21 protein-coding genes are annotated in these 18,764 nt (G+C 42.7%); 11 read left to right on the top strand and 10 right to left on the bottom strand.

What is annotated here, in order from left to right; genetic code table 11:
- Positions 1–44 precede the first annotated feature (44 nt).
- From CDC33_RS02770 to kdpB, 5 genes are all read right to left on the bottom strand, one after another.
- The gene (locus CDC33_RS02770) at positions 45–443 is read right to left on the bottom strand and encodes a hypothetical protein (protein ID WP_109007195.1); all 399 of its coding nucleotides are present in this window, start codon (positions 441–443) and stop codon (positions 45–47) included.
- A gap of 153 nt (positions 444–596) precedes the next feature.
- A complete protein-coding gene (locus tag CDC33_RS02775; RefSeq protein WP_109007196.1) occupies positions 597–962 on the bottom strand; it encodes a TrkA C-terminal domain-containing protein in 366 nt (121 codons plus the stop codon).
- Between the two features lie 252 nt (positions 963–1,214).
- Entirely contained in the window at positions 1,215–1,853 is a 639-nt protein-coding gene (gene kdpC / locus CDC33_RS02780; protein WP_109007197.1) for a K(+)-transporting ATPase subunit C, read from the bottom strand.
- The gene (locus CDC33_RS02785) at positions 1,853–2,122 is read right to left on the bottom strand and encodes a potassium-transporting ATPase subunit F (protein WP_109007198.1); all 270 of its coding nucleotides are present in this window, start codon (positions 2,120–2,122) and stop codon (positions 1,853–1,855) included. The genes kdpC and CDC33_RS02785 overlap by 1 nt, the downstream gene beginning before the upstream one ends.
- A 6-nt stretch (positions 2,123–2,128) precedes the next feature.
- On the bottom strand, positions 2,129–4,270 hold the full coding sequence (gene kdpB / locus CDC33_RS02790) for a potassium-transporting ATPase subunit KdpB (protein WP_109007199.1): 2,142 nt from the start codon (positions 4,268–4,270) through the stop codon (positions 2,129–2,131).
- Between the two features lie 50 nt (positions 4,271–4,320).
- Here kdpB and CDC33_RS02795 point away from each other — a divergent pair, with 50 nt between their 5' ends.
- Positions 4,321–4,626, top strand: a complete 306-nt coding sequence (locus CDC33_RS02795) for a hypothetical protein (RefSeq protein WP_146195766.1) — start codon at positions 4,321–4,323, stop codon at positions 4,624–4,626.
- Between the two features lie 60 nt (positions 4,627–4,686).
- On the opposite strand, the gene kdpA is transcribed toward CDC33_RS02795, so the two are convergent.
- From kdpA to CDC33_RS02815, 4 genes are all read right to left on the bottom strand, one after another.
- Positions 4,687–6,432 carry a potassium-transporting ATPase subunit KdpA gene (kdpA, locus tag CDC33_RS02800; RefSeq protein WP_109012413.1) on the bottom strand — a complete coding sequence of 582 codons (1,746 nt, stop codon included), beginning with the start codon at positions 6,430–6,432 and terminating at the stop codon, positions 4,687–4,689.
- A gap of 765 nt (positions 6,433–7,197) precedes the next feature.
- Positions 7,198–7,518: a type II toxin-antitoxin system VapC family toxin gene (locus CDC33_RS39740; RefSeq protein ID WP_109007201.1), complete on the bottom strand. Its 321-nt coding sequence runs from the start codon at positions 7,516–7,518 to the stop codon at positions 7,198–7,200.
- The gene (locus CDC33_RS02810; protein WP_109007202.1) at positions 7,519–7,833 is read right to left on the bottom strand and encodes a hypothetical protein; all 315 of its coding nucleotides are present in this window, start codon (positions 7,831–7,833) and stop codon (positions 7,519–7,521) included.
- 187 nt (positions 7,834–8,020) lie between these two features.
- Entirely contained in the window at positions 8,021–9,256 is a 1,236-nt protein-coding gene (locus tag CDC33_RS02815; RefSeq protein WP_109007203.1) for an FIST signal transduction protein, read from the bottom strand.
- A 370-nt stretch (positions 9,257–9,626) separates the two neighbouring features.
- Between CDC33_RS02815 and CDC33_RS02820 the strand changes: the two genes are divergently transcribed.
- From CDC33_RS02820 to guaA, 10 genes are all read left to right on the top strand, one after another.
- Positions 9,627–9,872 (top strand): Calvin cycle protein CP12, encoded by a 246-nt coding sequence (locus CDC33_RS02820; RefSeq protein WP_109007204.1) that lies wholly within the window; start codon positions 9,627–9,629, stop codon positions 9,870–9,872.
- A gap of 677 nt (positions 9,873–10,549) precedes the next feature.
- On the top strand, positions 10,550–11,146 hold the full coding sequence (locus CDC33_RS02825; RefSeq protein WP_109007205.1) for a DUF3177 family protein: 597 nt from the start codon (positions 10,550–10,552) through the stop codon (positions 11,144–11,146).
- A 36-nt stretch (positions 11,147–11,182) separates the two neighbouring features.
- Positions 11,183–11,479, top strand: a complete 297-nt coding sequence (locus CDC33_RS02830) for a DUF7734 family protein (protein WP_109007206.1) — start codon at positions 11,183–11,185, stop codon at positions 11,477–11,479.
- Positions 11,480–11,573: 94 nt separating this feature from the next.
- Entirely contained in the window at positions 11,574–12,032 is a 459-nt protein-coding gene (locus CDC33_RS02835) for a hypothetical protein (RefSeq protein WP_109007207.1), read from the top strand.
- A gap of 22 nt (positions 12,033–12,054) precedes the next feature.
- Positions 12,055–12,393: a DUF433 domain-containing protein gene (locus CDC33_RS02840; protein ID WP_109007208.1), complete on the top strand. Its 339-nt coding sequence runs from the start codon at positions 12,055–12,057 to the stop codon at positions 12,391–12,393.
- Complete coding sequence (locus CDC33_RS02845; protein ID WP_109007209.1) at positions 12,387–12,737, top strand: DUF5615 family PIN-like protein; 351 nt, start codon at positions 12,387–12,389, stop codon at positions 12,735–12,737. Before CDC33_RS02840 ends, CDC33_RS02845 begins: the two co-directional genes overlap by 7 nt.
- Before the next feature lie 281 nt (positions 12,738–13,018).
- Positions 13,019–13,291, top strand: a complete 273-nt coding sequence (locus CDC33_RS02850; protein WP_109007210.1) for a hypothetical protein — start codon at positions 13,019–13,021, stop codon at positions 13,289–13,291.
- On the top strand, positions 13,288–13,665 hold the full coding sequence (locus CDC33_RS02855; protein WP_109007211.1) for a clan AA aspartic protease: 378 nt from the start codon (positions 13,288–13,290) through the stop codon (positions 13,663–13,665). The genes CDC33_RS02850 and CDC33_RS02855 overlap by 4 nt, the downstream gene beginning before the upstream one ends.
- 141 nt (positions 13,666–13,806) lie before the next feature.
- On the top strand, positions 13,807–14,922 hold the full coding sequence (cbiD, locus tag CDC33_RS02860) for a cobalt-precorrin-5B (C(1))-methyltransferase CbiD (protein WP_109007212.1): 1,116 nt from the start codon (positions 13,807–13,809) through the stop codon (positions 14,920–14,922).
- Positions 14,923–15,146: 224 nt separating this feature from the next.
- Complete coding sequence (guaA, locus tag CDC33_RS02865; protein ID WP_109007213.1) at positions 15,147–16,766, top strand: glutamine-hydrolyzing GMP synthase; 1,620 nt, start codon at positions 15,147–15,149, stop codon at positions 16,764–16,766.
- Positions 16,767–16,950: 184 nt separating this feature from the next.
- Here the strand turns inward: guaA and CDC33_RS02870 are convergent, their stop codons facing one another.
- Positions 16,951–18,594 (bottom strand): acetolactate synthase large subunit, encoded by a 1,644-nt coding sequence (locus CDC33_RS02870; RefSeq protein ID WP_109007214.1) that lies wholly within the window; start codon positions 18,592–18,594, stop codon positions 16,951–16,953.
- Between the last annotated feature and the right edge of the window lie 170 nt (positions 18,595–18,764).

An 18,764-nucleotide genomic window follows, 5' to 3' on the forward strand; every position in this document is an offset into this window, starting at 1 on the left:
ATGTTTACAGAATATAAAAAGACTTTTGTCTTTTTAGTTTTTAACTATTTAGGACTGTAATCAGAACAATTGAGCGCTTCTTTAGTTAGAGCAGTATCAGGATTTACTGCACACTTTAGATAAGAGTTTTTATGAAAAAATTGGCAGTTTTTGCAAGGATGTTGCTGTACATGTTGGATGCTTACGATTTCGTTTTTTTCTTGCGCCCTATTTTCTGGGGGATCTTCTAGTGCTTTGCAAACAGATGAAACGAGATAAACTAAAATTCCCCAAACAATCATGAAGGAAATATGAGCCAAAAATACTGCTACAAAAGGAATATCACCATCCTGTGTTTTGGTGTTATTTTGTGTTGTATTTGCCAGGTTTGCTTCAATCAGGGTAGATTGATAAACACTTTTTTGGGCGGATATATAAAGTTGTAAAAGCCCTGAATTAGGCATATTATAAATCTTTAGTTAGTCAGATTATGGTTCAGTAAACTTAATCGCAGTTTAACATCTTTGGAGATTAATGATAAGCTACTGTTTTGCTTGGTTTTCATCTCAGCTTTTGGAATAAGTTTGCCATTTAAAATAAATCAAATATTCATGTGTCTAATAATATATGGAGTTGGAATTGGATGATACATCTGAGTCATCTAAATTATCAAATTGGTTGGCTGTTTGTCGAGCTTCCAGTAAGCAACTGTTAAGAGAATAGTAAACAGAATGAATTTTCTTAAGAGTGACTTTTAAGGCTGGAATCATCATCGGATGGGTTGCTATGGCTAAAATGTAGTCTCCTACGAAAATAGTAGGATTATCTGTTGTTGAAAGGACTTGATTCTGTCTTAATATTCCTAAAAAAGCGCATTGTTCTGGCAACTGAATTTCAGTTAAGTGAATGCCGCAATAAACGCTATTAGCTTGGATTAAAACACCAAACAAGCTTGGTTTTAAATGGTTATTATTTTTGAACACAAAACATTTTTAACTCTAATATTATTGTGCAATATTTTACAAGAAAAATATTTTTAAATAGATATATTTTACAGGTATATAAAATGGATCAAAAAAGTTTAAATAGGCATATATTCAGAGATATAGGTTTATTCAATAAATAATGAAAAACAAAATACCCGACAAGTTTTAAGAATCGGGTATCTGAGTGTTAGATAATAATTTTGAACAGTAGAGATACAAAATTACTTGTCGCTACTATTTCCCATAGCTTTATTTCTTAATCTGATCTAGAGCTAAATTCAGCTTCAACACATTAACTCCAGGCTCACCAAAGATGCCGAGAAAGCGGCCGTCGGTGTTTTGGGCAATTAAAGTTTCTAGTTGGTTTGGCTGAACTCCTCGCGCCTTGGCTACTCTTGCAATTTGCGCGATCGCAGCTTCGGGAGTAATGTGAGGATCAAGGCTAGAACCAGAGGTGTAGACTAAATCGCCAGTGGGCTGCACTCCTGCTGTTTTTAGACGAGTGAAGTCACCTTGAACCTTTTTGCTCTTTTCTGGGTCATCTTTACCTTTGATGCGTTCCATTAATGCGGGATTACTGGGAGCCAAGTTACTAGCGCCGGAAACCCCAGTTTGCAAAACACCCGCATCATCTTTTTTGGGATCGGCTGTGCTGTAGCTGGTGGTACTCGGACGACTGTTAAAATAGCGATCGCTACTAAAAGGTTGACCAATTAAAGCAGAACCAACAACTTGACCTGTGCTATTTTTCAGTAGACTACCGTTTGCTTGAAACGGAAACCCAATCTGTCCAATGGCAATCATCGCAAAAGGATAAATAATCGCGACCATAACCCAAAGTACCAGGGTAGAACGAACAGCTCTACCAGCTTCGCGTGCAAAACTCATTAGAATTTCTCCGGTACAAACATTACAAAAAATAAATAGATAGAAAGCCCTAGTGTCACCATTCCTAACAGCCCCAATCCCCAAGATTGACTGCGGGAAAGTTGTTCACCAGTAGCGGCATAGACCATAGGTGCAACCACTAGGTTGAAACACATTGCCAAGAATAAATACAGTGGCAGCTTTTGTCTACGCCATTGACACCAAATTTCAGTTATTTCTTCTAATACTTGGGATGCAAGAATAGTGCGGCGGATCTGAACGGATTTCATAGTAAATTAAGACAAAGGTAGGATAATATCTATCAGTTTGATGGCAATAAAGGGAGCAACAATGCCACCCAGACCATAGATGAAGATGTTGCGACGTAGCAGTTGATCTGCTGTTAAAGGTAAAAACTTTACCCCTTTAAGTGCCAGTGGAATCAGTGCCGGAATAATCAAGGCGTTGTAAATCAGCGCCGAGACGATCGCAGATTGGGCACTCTTTAATCCCATAATATTAAGTGCGCCGATTCCAGCAGCTGCGAAGATAGTGGGGATGATGGCAAAATACTTGGCAATATCGTTAGCGATGGAGAATGTTGTCAAGGCTCCACGAGTAATTAGCAACTGTTTACCTATGGTTACTAAGTCAATTAGCTTCGTGGGATCGGAGTCTAAGTCCACCATGTTAGCAGCTTCTTTGGCAGCTTGCGTTCCAGAGTTCATCGCCACACCCACATTTGCTTGAGCCAAAGCAGGTGCATCATTAGTACCATCCCCAGTCATTGCCACCAGTTTACCCTGTGATTGTTCAGAGCGAATCACCTCAATTTTGTCTTCTGGAGTCGCTTCGGCAATGAAATCATCCACCCCAGCTTCCTCAGCAATTACCGAAGCGGTAATCCGATTGTCACCTGTAAGCATGATCGTGCGAACACCCATGCGGCGGAGTTGGTCAAATCGTTCCCTTAAACCAGGTTTCACAATATCTTTGAGGTAGATGACACCATAAATTTTGTCATCTTGGCAGACAGCTAAGGGTGTACCGCCTAACCGGGAAACTCGCTCATAAGCTGCGTCTACATCATCAGGAATGTAACCGCCACGAGAACGGACAAATCCCTTAATAGCATCCACCGCACCTTTGCGAATTTGTTTACCATCGGGTAAATTCGTGCCACTCATCCGGGTTTTCGCGGAAAATTCCACACCCTCGGCTTTGTCGAGATTGAAATCTACCGCAGCCTGAGATTTTTCTGCTAAAACTACAATCGATTTGCCTTCTGGCGTTTCATCAAACAAGCTAGCAGCTAGAGAAATTCGTGCCACATCTTCTATTGAGTGATTATCCAGAGGAATAAACTCATCAGCCATCCGATTACCCAAGGTAATCGTCCCTGTCTTATCTAGCACCAAGGTGTTGATGTCACCGCAAGCTTCTACGGCTCGACCAGAGGTAGCAATGACGTTAAATTGGGCAACTCTATCCATTCCAGCAATCCCGATCGCACTAAGCAAACCACCGATAGTTGTAGGAATTAAAGCTACCAGTAGCGAGATGAGAATAGCAACGCTAGCACCCGCCCGCAAACTGTTTCCCGCCTCAACTCCAAACGCTGTGCTGATAAAGCTGGCGATGTAGCCGACAAATGGGGGCATAGTCGCCACCACAATCAAGAACACCTGTGTTAACACTGCCAACAATACCGTCAAAGCAATCTCGTTAGGAGTCTTGCTGCGTTCTGCCCCTTCTACCAGGGAGATCATGCGATCAATAAAGCCTTGGCCAGGATCGGCACTAATGCGAATTGTCAACTCATCAGATAGTAGGCGTGTACCGCCTGTCACCGAACTGGCAATATCTGTCCCTGGTTGCTTCAGTACCGGGGCAGATTCTCCAGTAATTGCAGACTCATCCACCGAGCCGATGCCTTTAATTACATCTCCATCGGCGGGAATCATGTTGTTTGCAACCACTTTTACCAAATCGCCCCGTCGCAGTTCCGTAGAATTGACTTGTTGTATCGAACCATCGGGGAGGATTTTGTTAGCGATCGTATCCGATCGCGTCGATCGCAGTGAATCAGCCTGAGCTTTACCGCGTCCTTCAGCCACAGCTTCGGCAAAGTTGGCAAAAACGAGTGTAAAAAAGAGAATAAAGGTAATTAACCCATTTAAAAGGCGTTGTTGATTTATATCTGCCTGAATTGTGCCAAACAAATTTGGGTTAAGGCTAACAAGAAAAGTGACAATTGTCCCCACCCAAACAACAAACATAACTGGGTTTTTGACAGTAATTCGCGGATCGAGCTTGACAAATGACTCACGAATTGCTCTTTGGTAAAGCCCCCGCATATCTGTTTTGGGGGTGTGCTTGCGCGAGTCACGAGTTCCAGATCCAATACGAGGCGAAGGAGAATCAGTAGTAGTGGGCATACATTAAATTTTGGGAATGGGGCATTGGGCATTGGGCATAGGAAGATGAAGTGGATGAATCCAGTTCAGAGGTGGATGAACGGAGTTCAAAGGTGGATGAACGGAGTTCAGAGGTGGATGAACGGAGTTCAAAGGTGGATGAACGGAGTTCAGAGGTGGATGAACGGAGTTCAGAGGTGGATGAACGGAGTTCCGAGGTGGATGAATCCAGTTCCGAAGTGGATGAACGGAGTTCCGAGGTGGATGAATCCAGTTCCGAAGTGGATGAACGGAGTTCCGAGGTGGATGAATCCAGTTCCGAGGTGGATGAACGGAGTTCCGAGGTGGATGAACGAGTCTTTAAGCCAATGCTTTAACTCCTAACTCCTAACTCCTAACTCCTAACTCCTAACTCCTAACTCCTAACTCCCCACTCCCTAGCCAATACCTTTAGCAATAAAAAAGGCTTCACCAATGGGGCCTAATGCAAGTACTGGGAAAAATGTAAGTGCGCCCAAGATTAAAATCACGCCTGCGGTAACGCCTGTAAATAGTCCGGTATCCGTTCGCAATGTACCAGTCGTGTAAGGAACAGCTTGCTTACGAGACATACTATCTGCTAAAAACAGCAAACCCAGAATTGGAATATAGCGTCCAGCAATTAAACTGAAGCAGGTACTCAAATTCCACCACAGGGCAGTTGCAGTGGTTTTTGCACCTGTAGCAATCGCCAAAGGAGACGGTTGTGAATCTCCCAAACCTTCAAACCCAGAACCGTTGTTAGCAGCAGCCGAGGCGTATTCATAAATAACTTGAGCAAAGCCGTGAAAGCCGGGATTACTAATTCCTGATAGTTGATCGGGAAATGCCAAAGCGATACCTGCGGGAATCATAATTGCGATCGGGTGAACCAGCAGAATCAGGAAACTAGCAAGTACAACCTCGCGCTTCTCAATCTTGCGTCCCAAAAATTCTGGTGTGCGTCCTACCATCAACCCTGTAGCGAATACAGCCAGAATCAAGTAAGCAAATAAATAAGCAGTTCCAGTACCCTGTCCACCCCAGATAATTTGCAGGAACATATTGGAAAGGGTAATAAAACCGCCGTTGGGCATAAAGGAGTCGTGTAAACTATTGACTGCGCCGCACATAGTACCAGTTGTACTCGTTGCAAATAGCGCAGATTGCGCCCAACCAAACCGGACTTCTTTACCCTCTAAATTCACTTGCTGACTACCCAGCAGTGCATTCACAGCCGGATTGCCGTTGTATTCACCAATGGCAGTGACGATGACAAATACTAAATAAATAACGCCTACCATGCCGTAAACTAACCAAGCTTGCTTAGTGTTGTTCGCAAACAACCCATAAGTGTAGATTAGGGAAGTAGGAATCGAAAGCATCGCCACGATTTGAATTAAGTTAGTAAATCCGTTGGGATTTTCAAAGGGGTGTGCCGAGTTGATGGCGAAAAAGCCGCCGCCGTTTTCCCCTAATTGCTTGATAATTTCAAAATGGGCAACAGGGCCACGAGCGATCGCCTGACTAATATTCGGATTTTCCAAAGTAGGGAATACAACTGCACCCCCCAGAGTTTCGGGAACGCCAGCAGCCATCAAGACAATGCCGCCCACAATACAAATAGGCAGCAAAATTCGGGTAATTGAGCGAATTAGGTCTACATAAAAGTTGCCTAACGATCTACCAGTCAATCCCCGGATAAAAGCAATTCCTACCGCCAAACCAGTCGCAGCAGAGGTGAACATGTGATAACCAAGTCCCCACATTTGGCTGCCATAGCTCATGTAGGTTTCACCAGAATAGTGCTGCTGGTTGGTATTAGTAATAAAAGAAATAGTAGTATGCAGTGCTGTATCCCAACTTGGGGCATTTATCCCCGTAGGATTCAGGGGCAGCCATCCCTGATTCATGATAATAAAGAAAATCAGCAACCCCATTGCTACATTGCTATACAGGATTGCCCGCCCATACTGCCAGCCCGTCATATTTTCTTTGTTTTTAACACCAACCAAGGCATAAATTACTCGCTCAACCGGATTCAAAATTGGGTCGATAAAAGTACTCTGCTCTAGGTATACACACGCCATATAGCGCCCAAAGAAAGGAGTTATTGCTACTACAATTAGTAGCGTCAACGCAATTTGAATCCATCCTTCTAACATTGGATAATCGAATTTCGACATAAATAAATTTAAGATGAATATCAGATATATTTTGCTATGATTTCGAGAAAATACTGAATTAATTCGACATGGTTATTAGCTAACTCTCAACTATCGTTTTCTCAATCAATTGTCGAGCTTTTTATTAGACAAAACAAGGTATAAATTAATATTTAAACTAGCTTATGCAAGGAATATATTTGTTGATATATACAGCTATTAAAAGCGTTTATTTCGATATATATCTACAAATATAGAAAGATAGCTAAATCCTATAGGACTAGTATTTGATTTCTGAAAAGATACGTAGGGTGTGTTAGCGACAGCGTAACGCACCATCATCAAGGGTTTGGTGCGTTACGAACTGCGTTCTAACACACCCTACAATACCTAATTTCGTTCAAAAATCAAATATGATTCCTATAAACAAACAGCTATTTGCGCTCAAACAAAAGCATCCCCTTTTGGCGAATAGCCTATCTGATTTTTCACGTCATGAAAAAAGAGTGCAAGGTGACAACCTCATTAGCTCTCACGGATGGGGTGATGTAAAGCTAGTTGGGTTCACAGGGGTGACTTCAGAAGCGTAGCGGTTAAAGTCTCTAACGTTGAAAGTTAAGATATGGGTTAACCTGTGAACTAACATTGAGGCTACAAGCCTAGCATCGTGGACATTTACACCCGCTACCCCATACTGTAAAATTAATCGCTTCCATTCTGGATAAATCTCAGGTACATCTGGCAGTACTAGGACTTACGCACACTCTACGAATTCTCGGCGCTCTTGGCGTCTTGGCGGTTCGAGAAATTAAGCTTTTTAGCAATTTTTGCGTAAGTCCTAAGTACTAAGAATAAACCTTCTAAACGCTCCAGTTCCGTCCTCGCTTCAGCGATGGTTAAGCCTAAGCCGTTCCTTTGAGCAGGTCGTGTTGCACTTCGCCAAAACTCTATGAGGTTTTGCGAGGTAATAAAAAGCTCTTCTTCGGCTCCTCGTAAAGTTGAGATTGCGTTCAGTGTATCTGCATACATTGGGTGATGTGGCTGTACACTTAATAGCAATAAGTTGGTATCGACAAGATAAGTCACCTAAATATCTTCGTCCTCGTCATCATCGTATATTCCAGCCCGACTTAAAGCATATTCTGATAGTAAGGGCGTATCTCGTCTATGGCTCTCTGCCCATTCCTGAAAAGCTGTTATCCACTCAAGAGCCGTTGCAGTTTTGTAGAATGGTTGATCCTGTTTTGATTTTATCAATTGCTCAAGCAATGCATTAAAATGTGGCTTAACCATTTCAACAGGGAGCTTAGTTACATTTGCTAACACCTGCACAACGCCTTCTAACTCTTCTCTGTCAGCCTCTGTTAGTAATGGTAGTATTTGATTGTTATTATTTTTCATGCTAGTAGCTCTCCATAAATGATATTTAAATACTGAAATTACTTTCTAGTTTAATAACATGCTACTATAGCAATCCTAAATCATTCGTGAAAAGTTATATCCCCGACAACTTTTACGAAGTCAGGGAATTGGACACCGCGAATTTTCACAAATTAGATAGGATAAAGTCAGGAGTGTAATTCATCACTCATAACTGATTTTGGCGACAAATTCCAAATGCGGAAGTGTAGGCATGTAAGAAAGTTCTGCCACCAACAGGGCCGATTTCTCCGCCACAGAAAAAGCCGCCTACAGGAATATCGGTGACGTAGCGCCGAAATAGTTCAGAATCGAAATTGGGTTTACCATAAAGTCCTTCACCTCGCCCCAGACAGGCAAACATTAAGGCAGCTACGGCAGAGGGTACAGATTCTCGTTGGGTTTGATAACTTTGGAGGAGTAATTCTAGGTCTTCAGCAGAGGCTTGGGCATCGCGGAGGTGGAATTGCAGCCTTTGTCCTGGACGGACGCGATCGCCAATTGCGATCGCCCCAGCTGTGGGATCGACCCCAAGAATACCACGAATTAAAAAGTCTCCCTGTTGCAAAGCCAGCTTAAATTCATCCATCGCCACACCAACAAACAGAGAGTGCTGTGCTAAAATCCGTTCGTGTTCGCTGAGGCTAGCAATCAAATCTCGTAATACCACTAGCGGCACTTGCTCATCTAACTCTAAGATAATGTTGCGATCGGCTTTTGTAACTTGCAATGGTTTGCCAATCGGTCGGCATCCTTGGGCTACAATCGTTTCCAAAACAATATTGCCAGTCAAAGCTATGCCGATAGTACCCTCACGATACAAACTTTGGCATTCCCCGCCCTCAGTATCATGACAAAATAGGGCAACACGACCACCCATACCCCCACCACTAGCCTGTCCCCCCACTATCACCGATCCTGGATAAGCAAAATCCAACCCCTGCAATAAATCGTTGATTCCAGAAGCGAAAGAACTAGACAGCAAGATAAACTGGGGTGTCGGTGATGCTGGTACACCGATCAAATCAACCCAAGCATCTGGAGAACTGTCTAAATCAGGTAATTCTTCAGCAACAACATGAAAAACTTGAACCTTCACCCCTGGAAGGTGTGCTAAAGTCAAGCTAATAGCTGGTTCAGCTTCTAATTCTTGGATTTCTCCGTTAACTGTCGTCCCAATCACACCTCCACCACTACAGCCAATTAGCACAGGCACAGAAAGTTTCTCAGCTAACAAAGGTAACAGTCGGGAATACTCACTTGTAAAAGCAGACGAAATGAATACCAGTCCTAGATCCGCAGGTGCTGTTAACGATAAGACAGCTCGTTCCACTACATCTGTAACAGCTGCTTCCAAAGAATGACGGGTTGATAGGGCGTTTGCCCACTGCATTTGGTCTGCCATGAGTTTTGAGCTTCTTTCTCTTTTTGGGCTAGTAGGTTTTGATTTTTGATTTTGGGAAGAATTGCATCCTACAAAAATTAGTGCCAGCCTTTTGTCTCCTCCATCCTAAGAAGCTGGGGTTGTCATTCTCTAATAGATGCATCTAAATATATTGTATGATTGTTCATCTATGGTACTAATTCCACAAAATCTTAAAAAATAAAGATGAATGCATTATAGATGCGGCAGTTTACTGTATTGGTTATAAATCAATAGGTTAAAGTACTAAGTTATGAGCTGAATGGTTAGAATGGATATTACTCAAGCTAAAATCTGCCATTTCTGAAGTTTTTCTATACTAGTATTAACAACACACAACGAGACTAAAGCAATGACCAACATCCAAGAAACAGCAAAGAGCGATATTCAAGAGAAAATCCAAGAAGAAGTAGAGCAAGCGCGTACTGTCTGTGACGTTAACGGTAGCAACTCACCAGAGTGTGCTGCTGCTTGGGATGCAGTAGAAGAATTGCAAGCCGAAGCTTCCCACAAGCGCCAAAACAAGCCAAAAAACTCTTTAGAACAGTATTGTGATGACAACCCAGATGCAATTGAATGCCGAGTTTACGACGACTAAAAATTTAGACAAGTGAATTTTTTGTTCGTTTGGTAAATAAGCAATCAAAATTTACTATACTCAAATCTTGCACATCTCACCTCACTCTTGCCTAAAATCTTACTCCCCTCTTTCATCATTTGCCCCAATCGGTAAATATTTGGTGAAATATTTGGAATTACAGATGTATAAGGGTTAAAATTTGAGGTTTTTTTATCTTAAAAGGAAACTTTTACACCCAAAAAATTGGGATTTTTTCCGAGAGTGTCGAGTATATAGTGGGTGGGTGGGTTTTAGAACTCTTCCTGACGCTACTTGCAAATAGGTGCAAAATCTGAGATGAGGGTCTTTAGTTGCTTGTTTTTCACCAAATAGAGAGATTGAGGAAAGTGAATTAAACAATTTACTATTTAATACCTTTTCCAAAAATCTTTGCAACAAATGAATTGACTGTAGGGGCGTACATCTGTATGCCCCTACAAACGTATTTATAGTATAAATTCCGTGAAATGGTATAAGTTGGGTAGCCACTTGCTTGCACAAAGAAGTTAGAGTGCAGTCTTGAGGCTAGACTTTGTGCTTTGATTAAACTGTTATGTAATTATAGATGGACTAATAGCTAGCTAATAGCTTACAGTTTGTCAGTTATGGATTTTGTTCTTGGTTAAAAATGTTTTATTTATCCTTTGAAAAAAACTATGGACTATAACGTTTGGTTTCGCCCTTTCGTCTGGATGGATTACCGACTAGCAGTATTATTCCTGGTAGTTATTCCGCTAATTCTTCTAATTTGGGCATTTGTGCAAAAAGCGGAAGCCATACAACGCTTATTGGCTATATACTGGCGAGTATCAAGCCTGGTAGCAATCACGATTTACTTAATGATTGCCCAGTATCCAGTTAGCTTTATCTCTGGGTTGATAGCTCAGATATTGATCCCGATTTCGCTGTGGTTCTGGGTGGATATTAACGATGAAATTGAGTATCAAACCACTGGCGCTTTAAAATTTATTTTTACTTCTTGGCGCTGGGCTACAACTGTTTATTGTATTTTGGGTACACTAGCCTTTATCCCTTTTTTAGGTTGTGCTTTTTCTAGTAGTGCGCTGAAGACTTCCTATTGTCGCGTTTGGTTTGAGGCTCCGTTGCTATTCAAAGAATATTTTCATGCTAATAGCAAGGCTGAGTTTTTAGGTTTTCTCGGCATAACTAGTTTAGTAATTTATGTGCTTTATTTAAGCTACTTTGTTCTGATTAAGCTGGGCAAGCAGGGACGCTCGGCCACACCACAGTAAGCATCGTTGCACCACCATACTCCTACTCTTAAAAAAATGGATTCCATTGGCAAGCGACTGGAACAATACACTGCTAAACGCCCCCAAGAAGTTCTACTTGTAACGGTGGAAATTGCTGATGAAGAAGATACAATTGCTATTTTCAAAGGCTTTTCCAGTTCTTTAATGCGTCCAACGGCATTTGATGCAGATGTACCAGTTCTACCAGATGGGGCAAACATCCTCAATATTGATCGAGTCGCCAGTCCTTACAATCCTGAAGCACCGCGTTATATTCAACAAGGAATTTCTTGGGAAGCTATGGAAGCTCTATTATCAGAAGTGGGAGTTTAATTAATTCCTAATTCGTAATTCGTAACATAGAGCAGTATGGCGATCGCAGTTAAGACAGACTGGTTACACTGTTAGCTTTATTGGATGGGCTTAGATGCAACAGTCACAGGATGCGAACACGCCAAAACAATTCAGTCGAGAACAACGTTGGGAAATTGTACAAACCTTGCTACAACGTAGCAACCTGAGCAGCGAGGCAAAACAGGCATTTCGCCAAGCTTATCCCAATGCACCAGAGGAGATGCTGAAAACTGCTGTTTTTCACACTTACGTTGATGGAATTGAAGCAGCAATAGACTGGTTAGTTGATTTAGAGTTATTTCTACATGAACCTAGTCATCAACTAGATGTCGCTGTTACGTATCACCTGCTCTATCACCTCTACAATTGGTATCAGTTTAATGCATTGCTGCCAGATGGAAAAGCAGGAGTGTTGGAACGTCTCAAAGAGATTAAGGAGTTGGCTTCAGATAGAGATATAGAGGCAATTCTTGCAACAGTTGAGGAGCTAGAATCGATGTTTGAAGGTGGTCGTAACTATTATCTTGATTAATTTATGGAATTGGAAGGCGTTTATGACACTATCGATTATTGCCGAACCTGCTCCTCTAAAATTGAATGAACATGGTGTAGTTCTCGTCGGTAAAACCCGCGTCACATTGGACACTGTGGTTGCTGTCTTTAAGCAAGGCACGACAGCAGAGGAAATTGTTTATCGCTATCCGTCGCTCAATTTGGCTGACATTTACGCTACGATTGCCTTCTATCTCAATCATCAACCTGAAGTAGAAGCCTACTTGCAACAGCGACAGCAGCAATCATTAGAGATTCGGGCAATAAATCAAGGGAATTTTGACCCACAAGGCTTACGCGATCGCTTGCTTGCCCGCAAAGCAGCACAGGAAGCATGTTAAAATTCCTTGCGGATGAAAATTTCGATAATACGGTTGTTAGAGGATTGTTCCGCCGTAGCCCGAAAATTGACATCGTTCGTGTACAAGATGTTGGGCTATCAGGCAAAGATGATCCAACTATCTTGGATTGGGCAGCCCAAGAAGGACGTATCCTGCTTACCCATGACGTTTCTACAATTACTCGCTATGCATACGATCGAGTTAGGCAAGGTCAGACCATGCCGGGAGTTATCGAAGTCAGCCTAGATGCATCGGTCGGACAGGTCATTGAAGATATTCTTGTACTTGTAGAGTGTAGCCAGGAGGGAGAACTAGAAGGTCAAGTTCAGTATCTACCCTGGTAAAATGGTCTAACAAAGCGATGAAGCAAGCAGCCACAAGCCATTGGCGTGGATGTAAAGAATATCTACTGCTGATCATCTTAGCCGTTATCCTGAAGAAAGCAAGCTATCTGAAACTATCTTCAATTTTGAATAAGCGATCGCACTGGAAGCATTATTATTCTGGATATATCCCGATCTGTTTATTGGGTAGCTTGGCTCTATCTAACCGTAGGCTCTGAGCGAAGCGAAAAGCCCCTAGCCTAAAATAGAAAAATTAGAGGCGTGAACATGAGGCTATTTCTATGACAGTTAGCCAACCCCGCTACAGCAAAGAAGAATTCGCTCGACGTGGCGATCAGATTTATGAATCTCAGGTGCGCTCACAGGTTGAAGCAGATAATCATGGCAAGATTGTGGCGATCGACATCGAAACCGGAGCTTTTGAAGTCGATGCTAGTGAAATCGCTGCCTGCGATCGCCTCGAAGCCCGTCACCCAGACGCTCAAATCTGGATTGTCCGCATTGGTTCTCGCTATGTTCGTCGATTCGGCAAACGCACGAAAAAAGCCGCATGATCACCGGAATCGTTAACGCGGATTTTGAACCGATTATTTCACTTTCAGTTTGTGGTTCCGATGGCAAAATTTACACACAAGATGCGATTGTAGACACAGGCTTTAACGGTTGGCTTTCACTGCCTCCAGATTTGATCGCTCAGTTGAATCTGAGATGGAAGAGGCGAGGACGAGCCATTCTTGGAGATGGGAGTGAATGCGTTTTCAATATCTATGAAGCAGTTTTAGTTTGGGATGGAGATATTCTAACAATCCCAATCGATGAGGCTGATTCAGAACCACTCGTCGGGATGTCCCTGATGGAAGGTTATCAGCTAATGGTGCAAGTATTTGAAGGCGGTCGCGTCGAACTCAGCAAAGTAAACACGATCTAAATTGCCCGTTGCACGCCGCCCGTATTAAGAGAGGTTGAGAGGGAACGTTACCCTAAAGGAAGTAAGCTACAGTTGATGTCTAAATTGCCGTCTAAAACTGTCTTTATTTTTAAATAATTATTTTGATTTTTAAATTAAAAAATGTCCCGTTCTGGATACACACTTCCCGTCTTTGCCTGCGCTGCTGCTGTTGCAGCTTTACACTGGTTACGCGATCGCCAACCCCTAACTTTAGCATCTATAGATTTGATTGAACCCGCTCAAATCGCAGAAATCCCCATTGAACAGGTAGCAGGATTATCTGAGAATACAGCTTTAGCAATCACTCGCAGCGATCCTGGTGATAATCTTGATTTGACTAAAGATACACCGATTTGGGGGCTGGTGGAGTGGAGGGAAGAGGGTGATGATGCTGTAATTATTAAAGGTGGGGAAGGAATTGGCAGACAGGTGAATGCTGACGACAAGCCAGCTATTTATGCCTATGCTCAAAAGCTGTTGCAAGAGAATTTGCAACGAATGCTAGTACCTGGGGAAAAAATCACGGTGACGATTATTCTACCCGAAGGGCGATCGCTGGCTGTTCGCACTTCAAATTCTGCTTTTGGTGTGGTTGAAGGACTTTCCCTTTTAGGCACAACTGGCATTTCTCAACCCTTAAGTACACCAGATCAGCTTGCAATTTTCCGGGCGGAATTACAAAATAAAGCCAGTCGTTTTGAAAGTTTAGTATTCTGTATCGGCGAAAATGGCCTAGATTTAGCGCGTAAACTAGGGATTAATCCTGAACAATTGGTCAAAACTGCTAACTGGCTTGGCCCAATGTTGGTAGAAGCTGATGTGCTAGGCGTAAAAGAAATCTTATTATTTGGCTATCACGGTAAGCTGATGAAACTGGCTGGAGGGATTTTTCACACTCATCACTATTTGGCTGATGGAAGACGGGAAATTTTGGCAGCGCACTGTGCGATCGCTGGTTTAAAATCACCAGATATCCAAGCTGTGTTTAACAGTGCAACCGCCGAAGCCGCATTAACATACCTAAAATCGCTAGATGCTTCAACTGGTAGTGATTGGGTAAATCAAGTTTACAATGCGATCGCCGAAACCATCGATGTTCGTTCTCAAGAATACATCCAAAGCCATAGCGAAAGGGGCACAGTAAGTACAATCTGTGGCTCGATTCTCTTTGATCGCGATCGCAAAATTATCGTGAAGAGTAAAACTGCTGGTCTGTTGATGGGAAAATTATGTTAATTTATTATGAATAATCGTAAACAATCCAAATAAATAATCTCTTAAGTAACCACTCTAGGGTAAGTTTATCGTTTTAATACCATTTCCGACTCCGGGACTAGACAAACGCACATAACCGGGCGTTTGTAAAGGCTCTCTATACCATTATTAGCCTACCCAGGCTGAATAATAGCATCATCATAGACCACAAAGCATCTACCCTTAACAGACATAACACTCCCGTCATGAACACAGCGGTGATACCAACAGAACAAGCGCCCCAAACATTAGAAAATTTTGGGAGACTTGATCGCCAATTGATTATAATTCTGGACTTCGGCTCTCAATATTCTGAGTTGATTGCCCGTCGCATCCGCGAGACTCAAGTATACTCGGAAGTTTTATCCTATCGCACTACTTCTGAACAATTGCGCCAACTCAATCCCAAGGGAATCATTCTCTCAGGTGGCCCAAGTTCGGTTTATGGTGATAACGCTCCCCATTGTGACCCAGAAATCTGGAATTTGGGAATACCCGTTTTGGGTGTTTGCTATGGGATGCAGCTAATGGTAAACCAACTCGGTGGGGAAGTGGCAAAGGCTGACCGAGGTGAGTACGGCAAAGCATCATTATATATTGATGATCCCACAGATTTGCTCACTAACGTCGAAGATGGCACTACCATGTGGATGAGTCATGGAGACTCAGTTATCCAAATGCCTTCAGGGTTTGAATTGCTGGCACATACAGAAAATACTCCTTGTGCTGCGATCGCCGACCATGAAAAGAAACTTTACGGCGTTCAGTTCCATCCAGAGGTAGTGCATTCTATTGGCGGTATAGCATTAATCCGTAATTTTGTCTATCACATCTGCGATTGCGAACCTACTTGGACAACAGCTGCTTTTGTTGAAGAGGCAATTCGGGAAATTCGCGCCAGAGTTGGTGACAAGCGAGTGCTGTTGGCGTTGTCTGGTGGGGTGGATTCTTCTACCTTAGCCTTCTTGCTGTATAAAGCCATTGGCGATCAACTGACTTGCGTATTTATCGATCAAGGCTTTATGCGAAAGTATGAGCCAGAGCGATTGGTAAAGCTGTTCCAAGAGCAGTTTCACATTCCTGTAGAGTATGTTAATGCTCGCGATCGCTTTTTAGCTAAAGTTGCTGATATCACAGATCCTGAAGAAAAACGCCGCCGCATCGGACACGAATTTATTGCTGTATTTGAGGAAACATCCAAACGCCTTGGTCACTTTGACTATCTAGCTCAAGGGACTCTTTATCCAGATGTGATCGAATCTGCTGATACCAACGTTGATCCCCAAACTGGTGAGCGGGTAGCGGTGAAAATTAAGAGTCATCACAATGTTGGCGGTTTGCCCAAAGACCTAAGATTTAAGTTGGTGGAACCACTGCGGAAACTATTTAAAGATGAAGTCCGCAAAGTTGGGCGTTCCATTGGTTTACCAGAAGAAATTGTCCAACGGCAACCTTTTCCTGGGCCTGGTTTGGCAATTCGCATTCTAGGGGAAGTCACATCTGAGCGGTTAAATATTTTGCGCGATGCAGATTTAATTGTCCGGCAAGAAATTAACCAACGCGGCATGTATCATGATTTTTGGCAAGCATTTGCGGTATTGCTGCCAATTCGTAGTGTTGGCGTTATGGGGGATCAACGCACTTACGCTTACCCGATTGTTTTGCGGATTGTCACCAGTGAAGATGGCATGACTGCTGATTGGGCAAGAGTCCCTTACGATGTACTGGAAGTGATTTCCACTCGGATTGTGAATGAGGTAAAAGGAGTGAACCGGGTGGTTTATGACATCACCTCTAAGCCGCCTGGAACCATTGAATGGGAGTAATCAAGTTTTGAGTTGACTTAATCAGATTTTTGAAACCGACACATAGCTGATTCTATTGCAACATTTTAGCCTTAACACGCCAACCAAAACACTAAAAAAGTTAGGAATAAATAACTCCTAACTCTTGTAGAGACGCAATTAATCGCGTCTCTACTTTTTACACGATTAATCGCGTCTCTGCTTTTTACACCGCACAACTCAACTCACCGGCTTTTTGGCTAAAGCGGTGATTTTCCCGATAATCTACGGGACAATCTATCACGGCAGGTACATCTTGAGCGAGAGCTTCTTTCAAAGTGGGAATCAAATCTAAAGCCGATTCAACTCGGTAGCCTTTTAAACCCATGCTTTCGGCTAATTTGACAAAATCAGGATTGCTAAAATGCACAAAAGATGAGTTTCCTTTGCCAAAGTGATTTTCTTGCTTCCACTCAATTAATCCATAGCCACCATCATTGAAAATTATGGTGACAAAGGGTGTACCGACACGCAAGGCTGTTTCTAATTCTTGAGAATTCATCATAAAGCCGCCATCGCCAGTTACAGCCACGACTTTGCGCTTAGGATGAACGAGTTTTGCTGCTAAAGCGCCAGGAATGGCAATACCCATAGCCGCAAAGCCATTAGAAATAATGCAAGTATTGGGGCTATGGCAATGATAATGACGCGCCATCCACATCTTATGTGCGCCAACATCTGAGATGACGATATCATCTGGGCCCATCACTTGCCGTAAGTCATAAATTAACTTTTGCGGCTTGATGGGAAATCCGTCATCATGGGCGTACTGTTCGTAATCAGCCCGAATCTCAGACCTTAAGCTAATGGCAAAAGGATCGGGTTTACCTTGTCGGTCTGCTAATTTTAAAATTTCATAAAGGGAATCTGAAATATCTCCCACTACTTCGGCGTTGGGAATATAACTACTATCAATTTCCGCCGGAGTTACCCCAATATGCACAATGGGAATTTCACCGTTACGATTCCATTTCTTGGGGGAAAACTCAATCAAGTCATAACCGATCGCAATTACTAAATCTGTGTTATCAAAGCCACAAGTAATATAATCTCTTTGCTGTAATCCCACTGACCACAAAGCTAATTGATGTGTATAAGGAATAACACCTTTACCCATGAATGTATTGGCAACAGGTATATTCAGCAAGGTAGCAAATTGCGTTACAGCATCACTTGCTTGAGCGCGAATTGCCCCATTTCCTACTAAGATTAATGGGTTAACTGCTTGGCAAATTGCGGCGGCGGCGGCCCGAATGCTAGCAAAAGATGCATAAGTTTTTTCGCTATTATCCTTACGCAAAGGTTTGCCTTCGACGGGCATAGCAGCAATATTTTCTGGTAAATCGATGTGAACTGCACCAGGTTTTTCCGATTGCGATCGCTTAAATGCTTTCCGGACTACTTCTGGTGTAATACTCGGTCGCACAATCTGCTTATTCCACTTAGTAACAGGTGCAAACATTGCCACCAAATCTAAATATTGATGGGATTCAATATGCATTCTATCTGTTCCCACTTGGCCGGTAATCGCCACTAAGGGCGCACCATCGAGGTTAGCATCTGCTACCCCAGTCATCAAGTTGGTTGCCCCAGGCCCAAGAGTAGAAAGACACACTCCGGCTTTTCCTGTCAGGCGTCCGTAGACATCAGCCATGAATGCTGCACCCTGTTCATGACGAGTTGTAATAAATTTAATCGAAGAATGTTTTAACGCTTCCAAAACGTGCAGGTTTTCTTCGCCAGGGAGTCCAAAAATATATTGCACTCCTTCATTTTCTAGGCACTGCACCAATAATTCTGCTGTATTCATTTTATTTCCTAACTATTGACAATACTGGGGATTGGGGATTGGGAACTGGGGATTGGAGATTGGCGACTGGGGACTGGGGACTGCGAAGTGGGGAATGAAAATATCTTTCCCAAAATCTAATTTGTAATCTCTAATTCCTAATCCCAATACTTGGTTCCTAATACCTAGTC

It is taken from the genome of Nostoc commune NIES-4072 (assembly GCF_003113895.1).
Lineage (GTDB): Bacteria > Cyanobacteriota > Cyanobacteriia > Cyanobacteriales > Nostocaceae > Nostoc > Nostoc commune.

Coding starts and splice junctions, on each gene's coding strand:
- CDC33_RS02825 (WP_109007205.1), top strand. CDS start 10,550: ATGGACTATAACGTTTGGTTTCGCCCTTTCGTCTGGATGGATTACCGA.
- CDC33_RS02830 (WP_109007206.1), top strand. CDS start 11,183: ATGGATTCCATTGGCAAGCGACTGGAACAATACACTGCTAAACGCCCC.
- kdpB (WP_109007199.1), bottom strand. CDS start 4,270: ATGCCCACTACTACTGATTCTCCTTCGCCTCGTATTGGATCTGGAACT.
- CDC33_RS02770 (WP_109007195.1), bottom strand. CDS start 443: ATGCCTAATTCAGGGCTTTTACAACTTTATATATCCGCCCAAAAAAGT.
- kdpC (WP_109007197.1), bottom strand. CDS start 1,853: ATGAGTTTTGCACGCGAAGCTGGTAGAGCTGTTCGTTCTACCCTGGTA.
- kdpA (WP_109012413.1), bottom strand. CDS start 6,432: ATGTTAGAAGGATGGATTCAAATTGCGTTGACGCTACTAATTGTAGTA.
- CDC33_RS02855 (WP_109007211.1), top strand. CDS start 13,288: ATGATCACCGGAATCGTTAACGCGGATTTTGAACCGATTATTTCACTT.
- cbiD (WP_109007212.1), top strand. CDS start 13,807: ATGTCCCGTTCTGGATACACACTTCCCGTCTTTGCCTGCGCTGCTGCT.
- CDC33_RS02785 (WP_109007198.1), bottom strand. CDS start 2,122: ATGAAATCCGTTCAGATCCGCCGCACTATTCTTGCATCCCAAGTATTA.
- CDC33_RS02815 (WP_109007203.1), bottom strand. CDS start 9,256: ATGGCAGACCAAATGCAGTGGGCAAACGCCCTATCAACCCGTCATTCT.
- guaA (WP_109007213.1), top strand. CDS start 15,147: ATGAACACAGCGGTGATACCAACAGAACAAGCGCCCCAAACATTAGAA.
- CDC33_RS02810 (WP_109007202.1), bottom strand. CDS start 7,833: ATGAAAAATAATAACAATCAAATACTACCATTACTAACAGAGGCTGAC.
- CDC33_RS02845 (WP_109007209.1), top strand. CDS start 12,387: ATGTTAAAATTCCTTGCGGATGAAAATTTCGATAATACGGTTGTTAGA.
- CDC33_RS02870 (WP_109007214.1), bottom strand. CDS start 18,594: ATGAATACAGCAGAATTATTGGTGCAGTGCCTAGAAAATGAAGGAGTG.
- CDC33_RS02820 (WP_109007204.1), top strand. CDS start 9,627: ATGACCAACATCCAAGAAACAGCAAAGAGCGATATTCAAGAGAAAATC.
- CDC33_RS02840 (WP_109007208.1), top strand. CDS start 12,055: ATGACACTATCGATTATTGCCGAACCTGCTCCTCTAAAATTGAATGAA.
- CDC33_RS02850 (WP_109007210.1), top strand. CDS start 13,019: ATGACAGTTAGCCAACCCCGCTACAGCAAAGAAGAATTCGCTCGACGT.
- CDC33_RS02835 (WP_109007207.1), top strand. CDS start 11,574: ATGCAACAGTCACAGGATGCGAACACGCCAAAACAATTCAGTCGAGAA.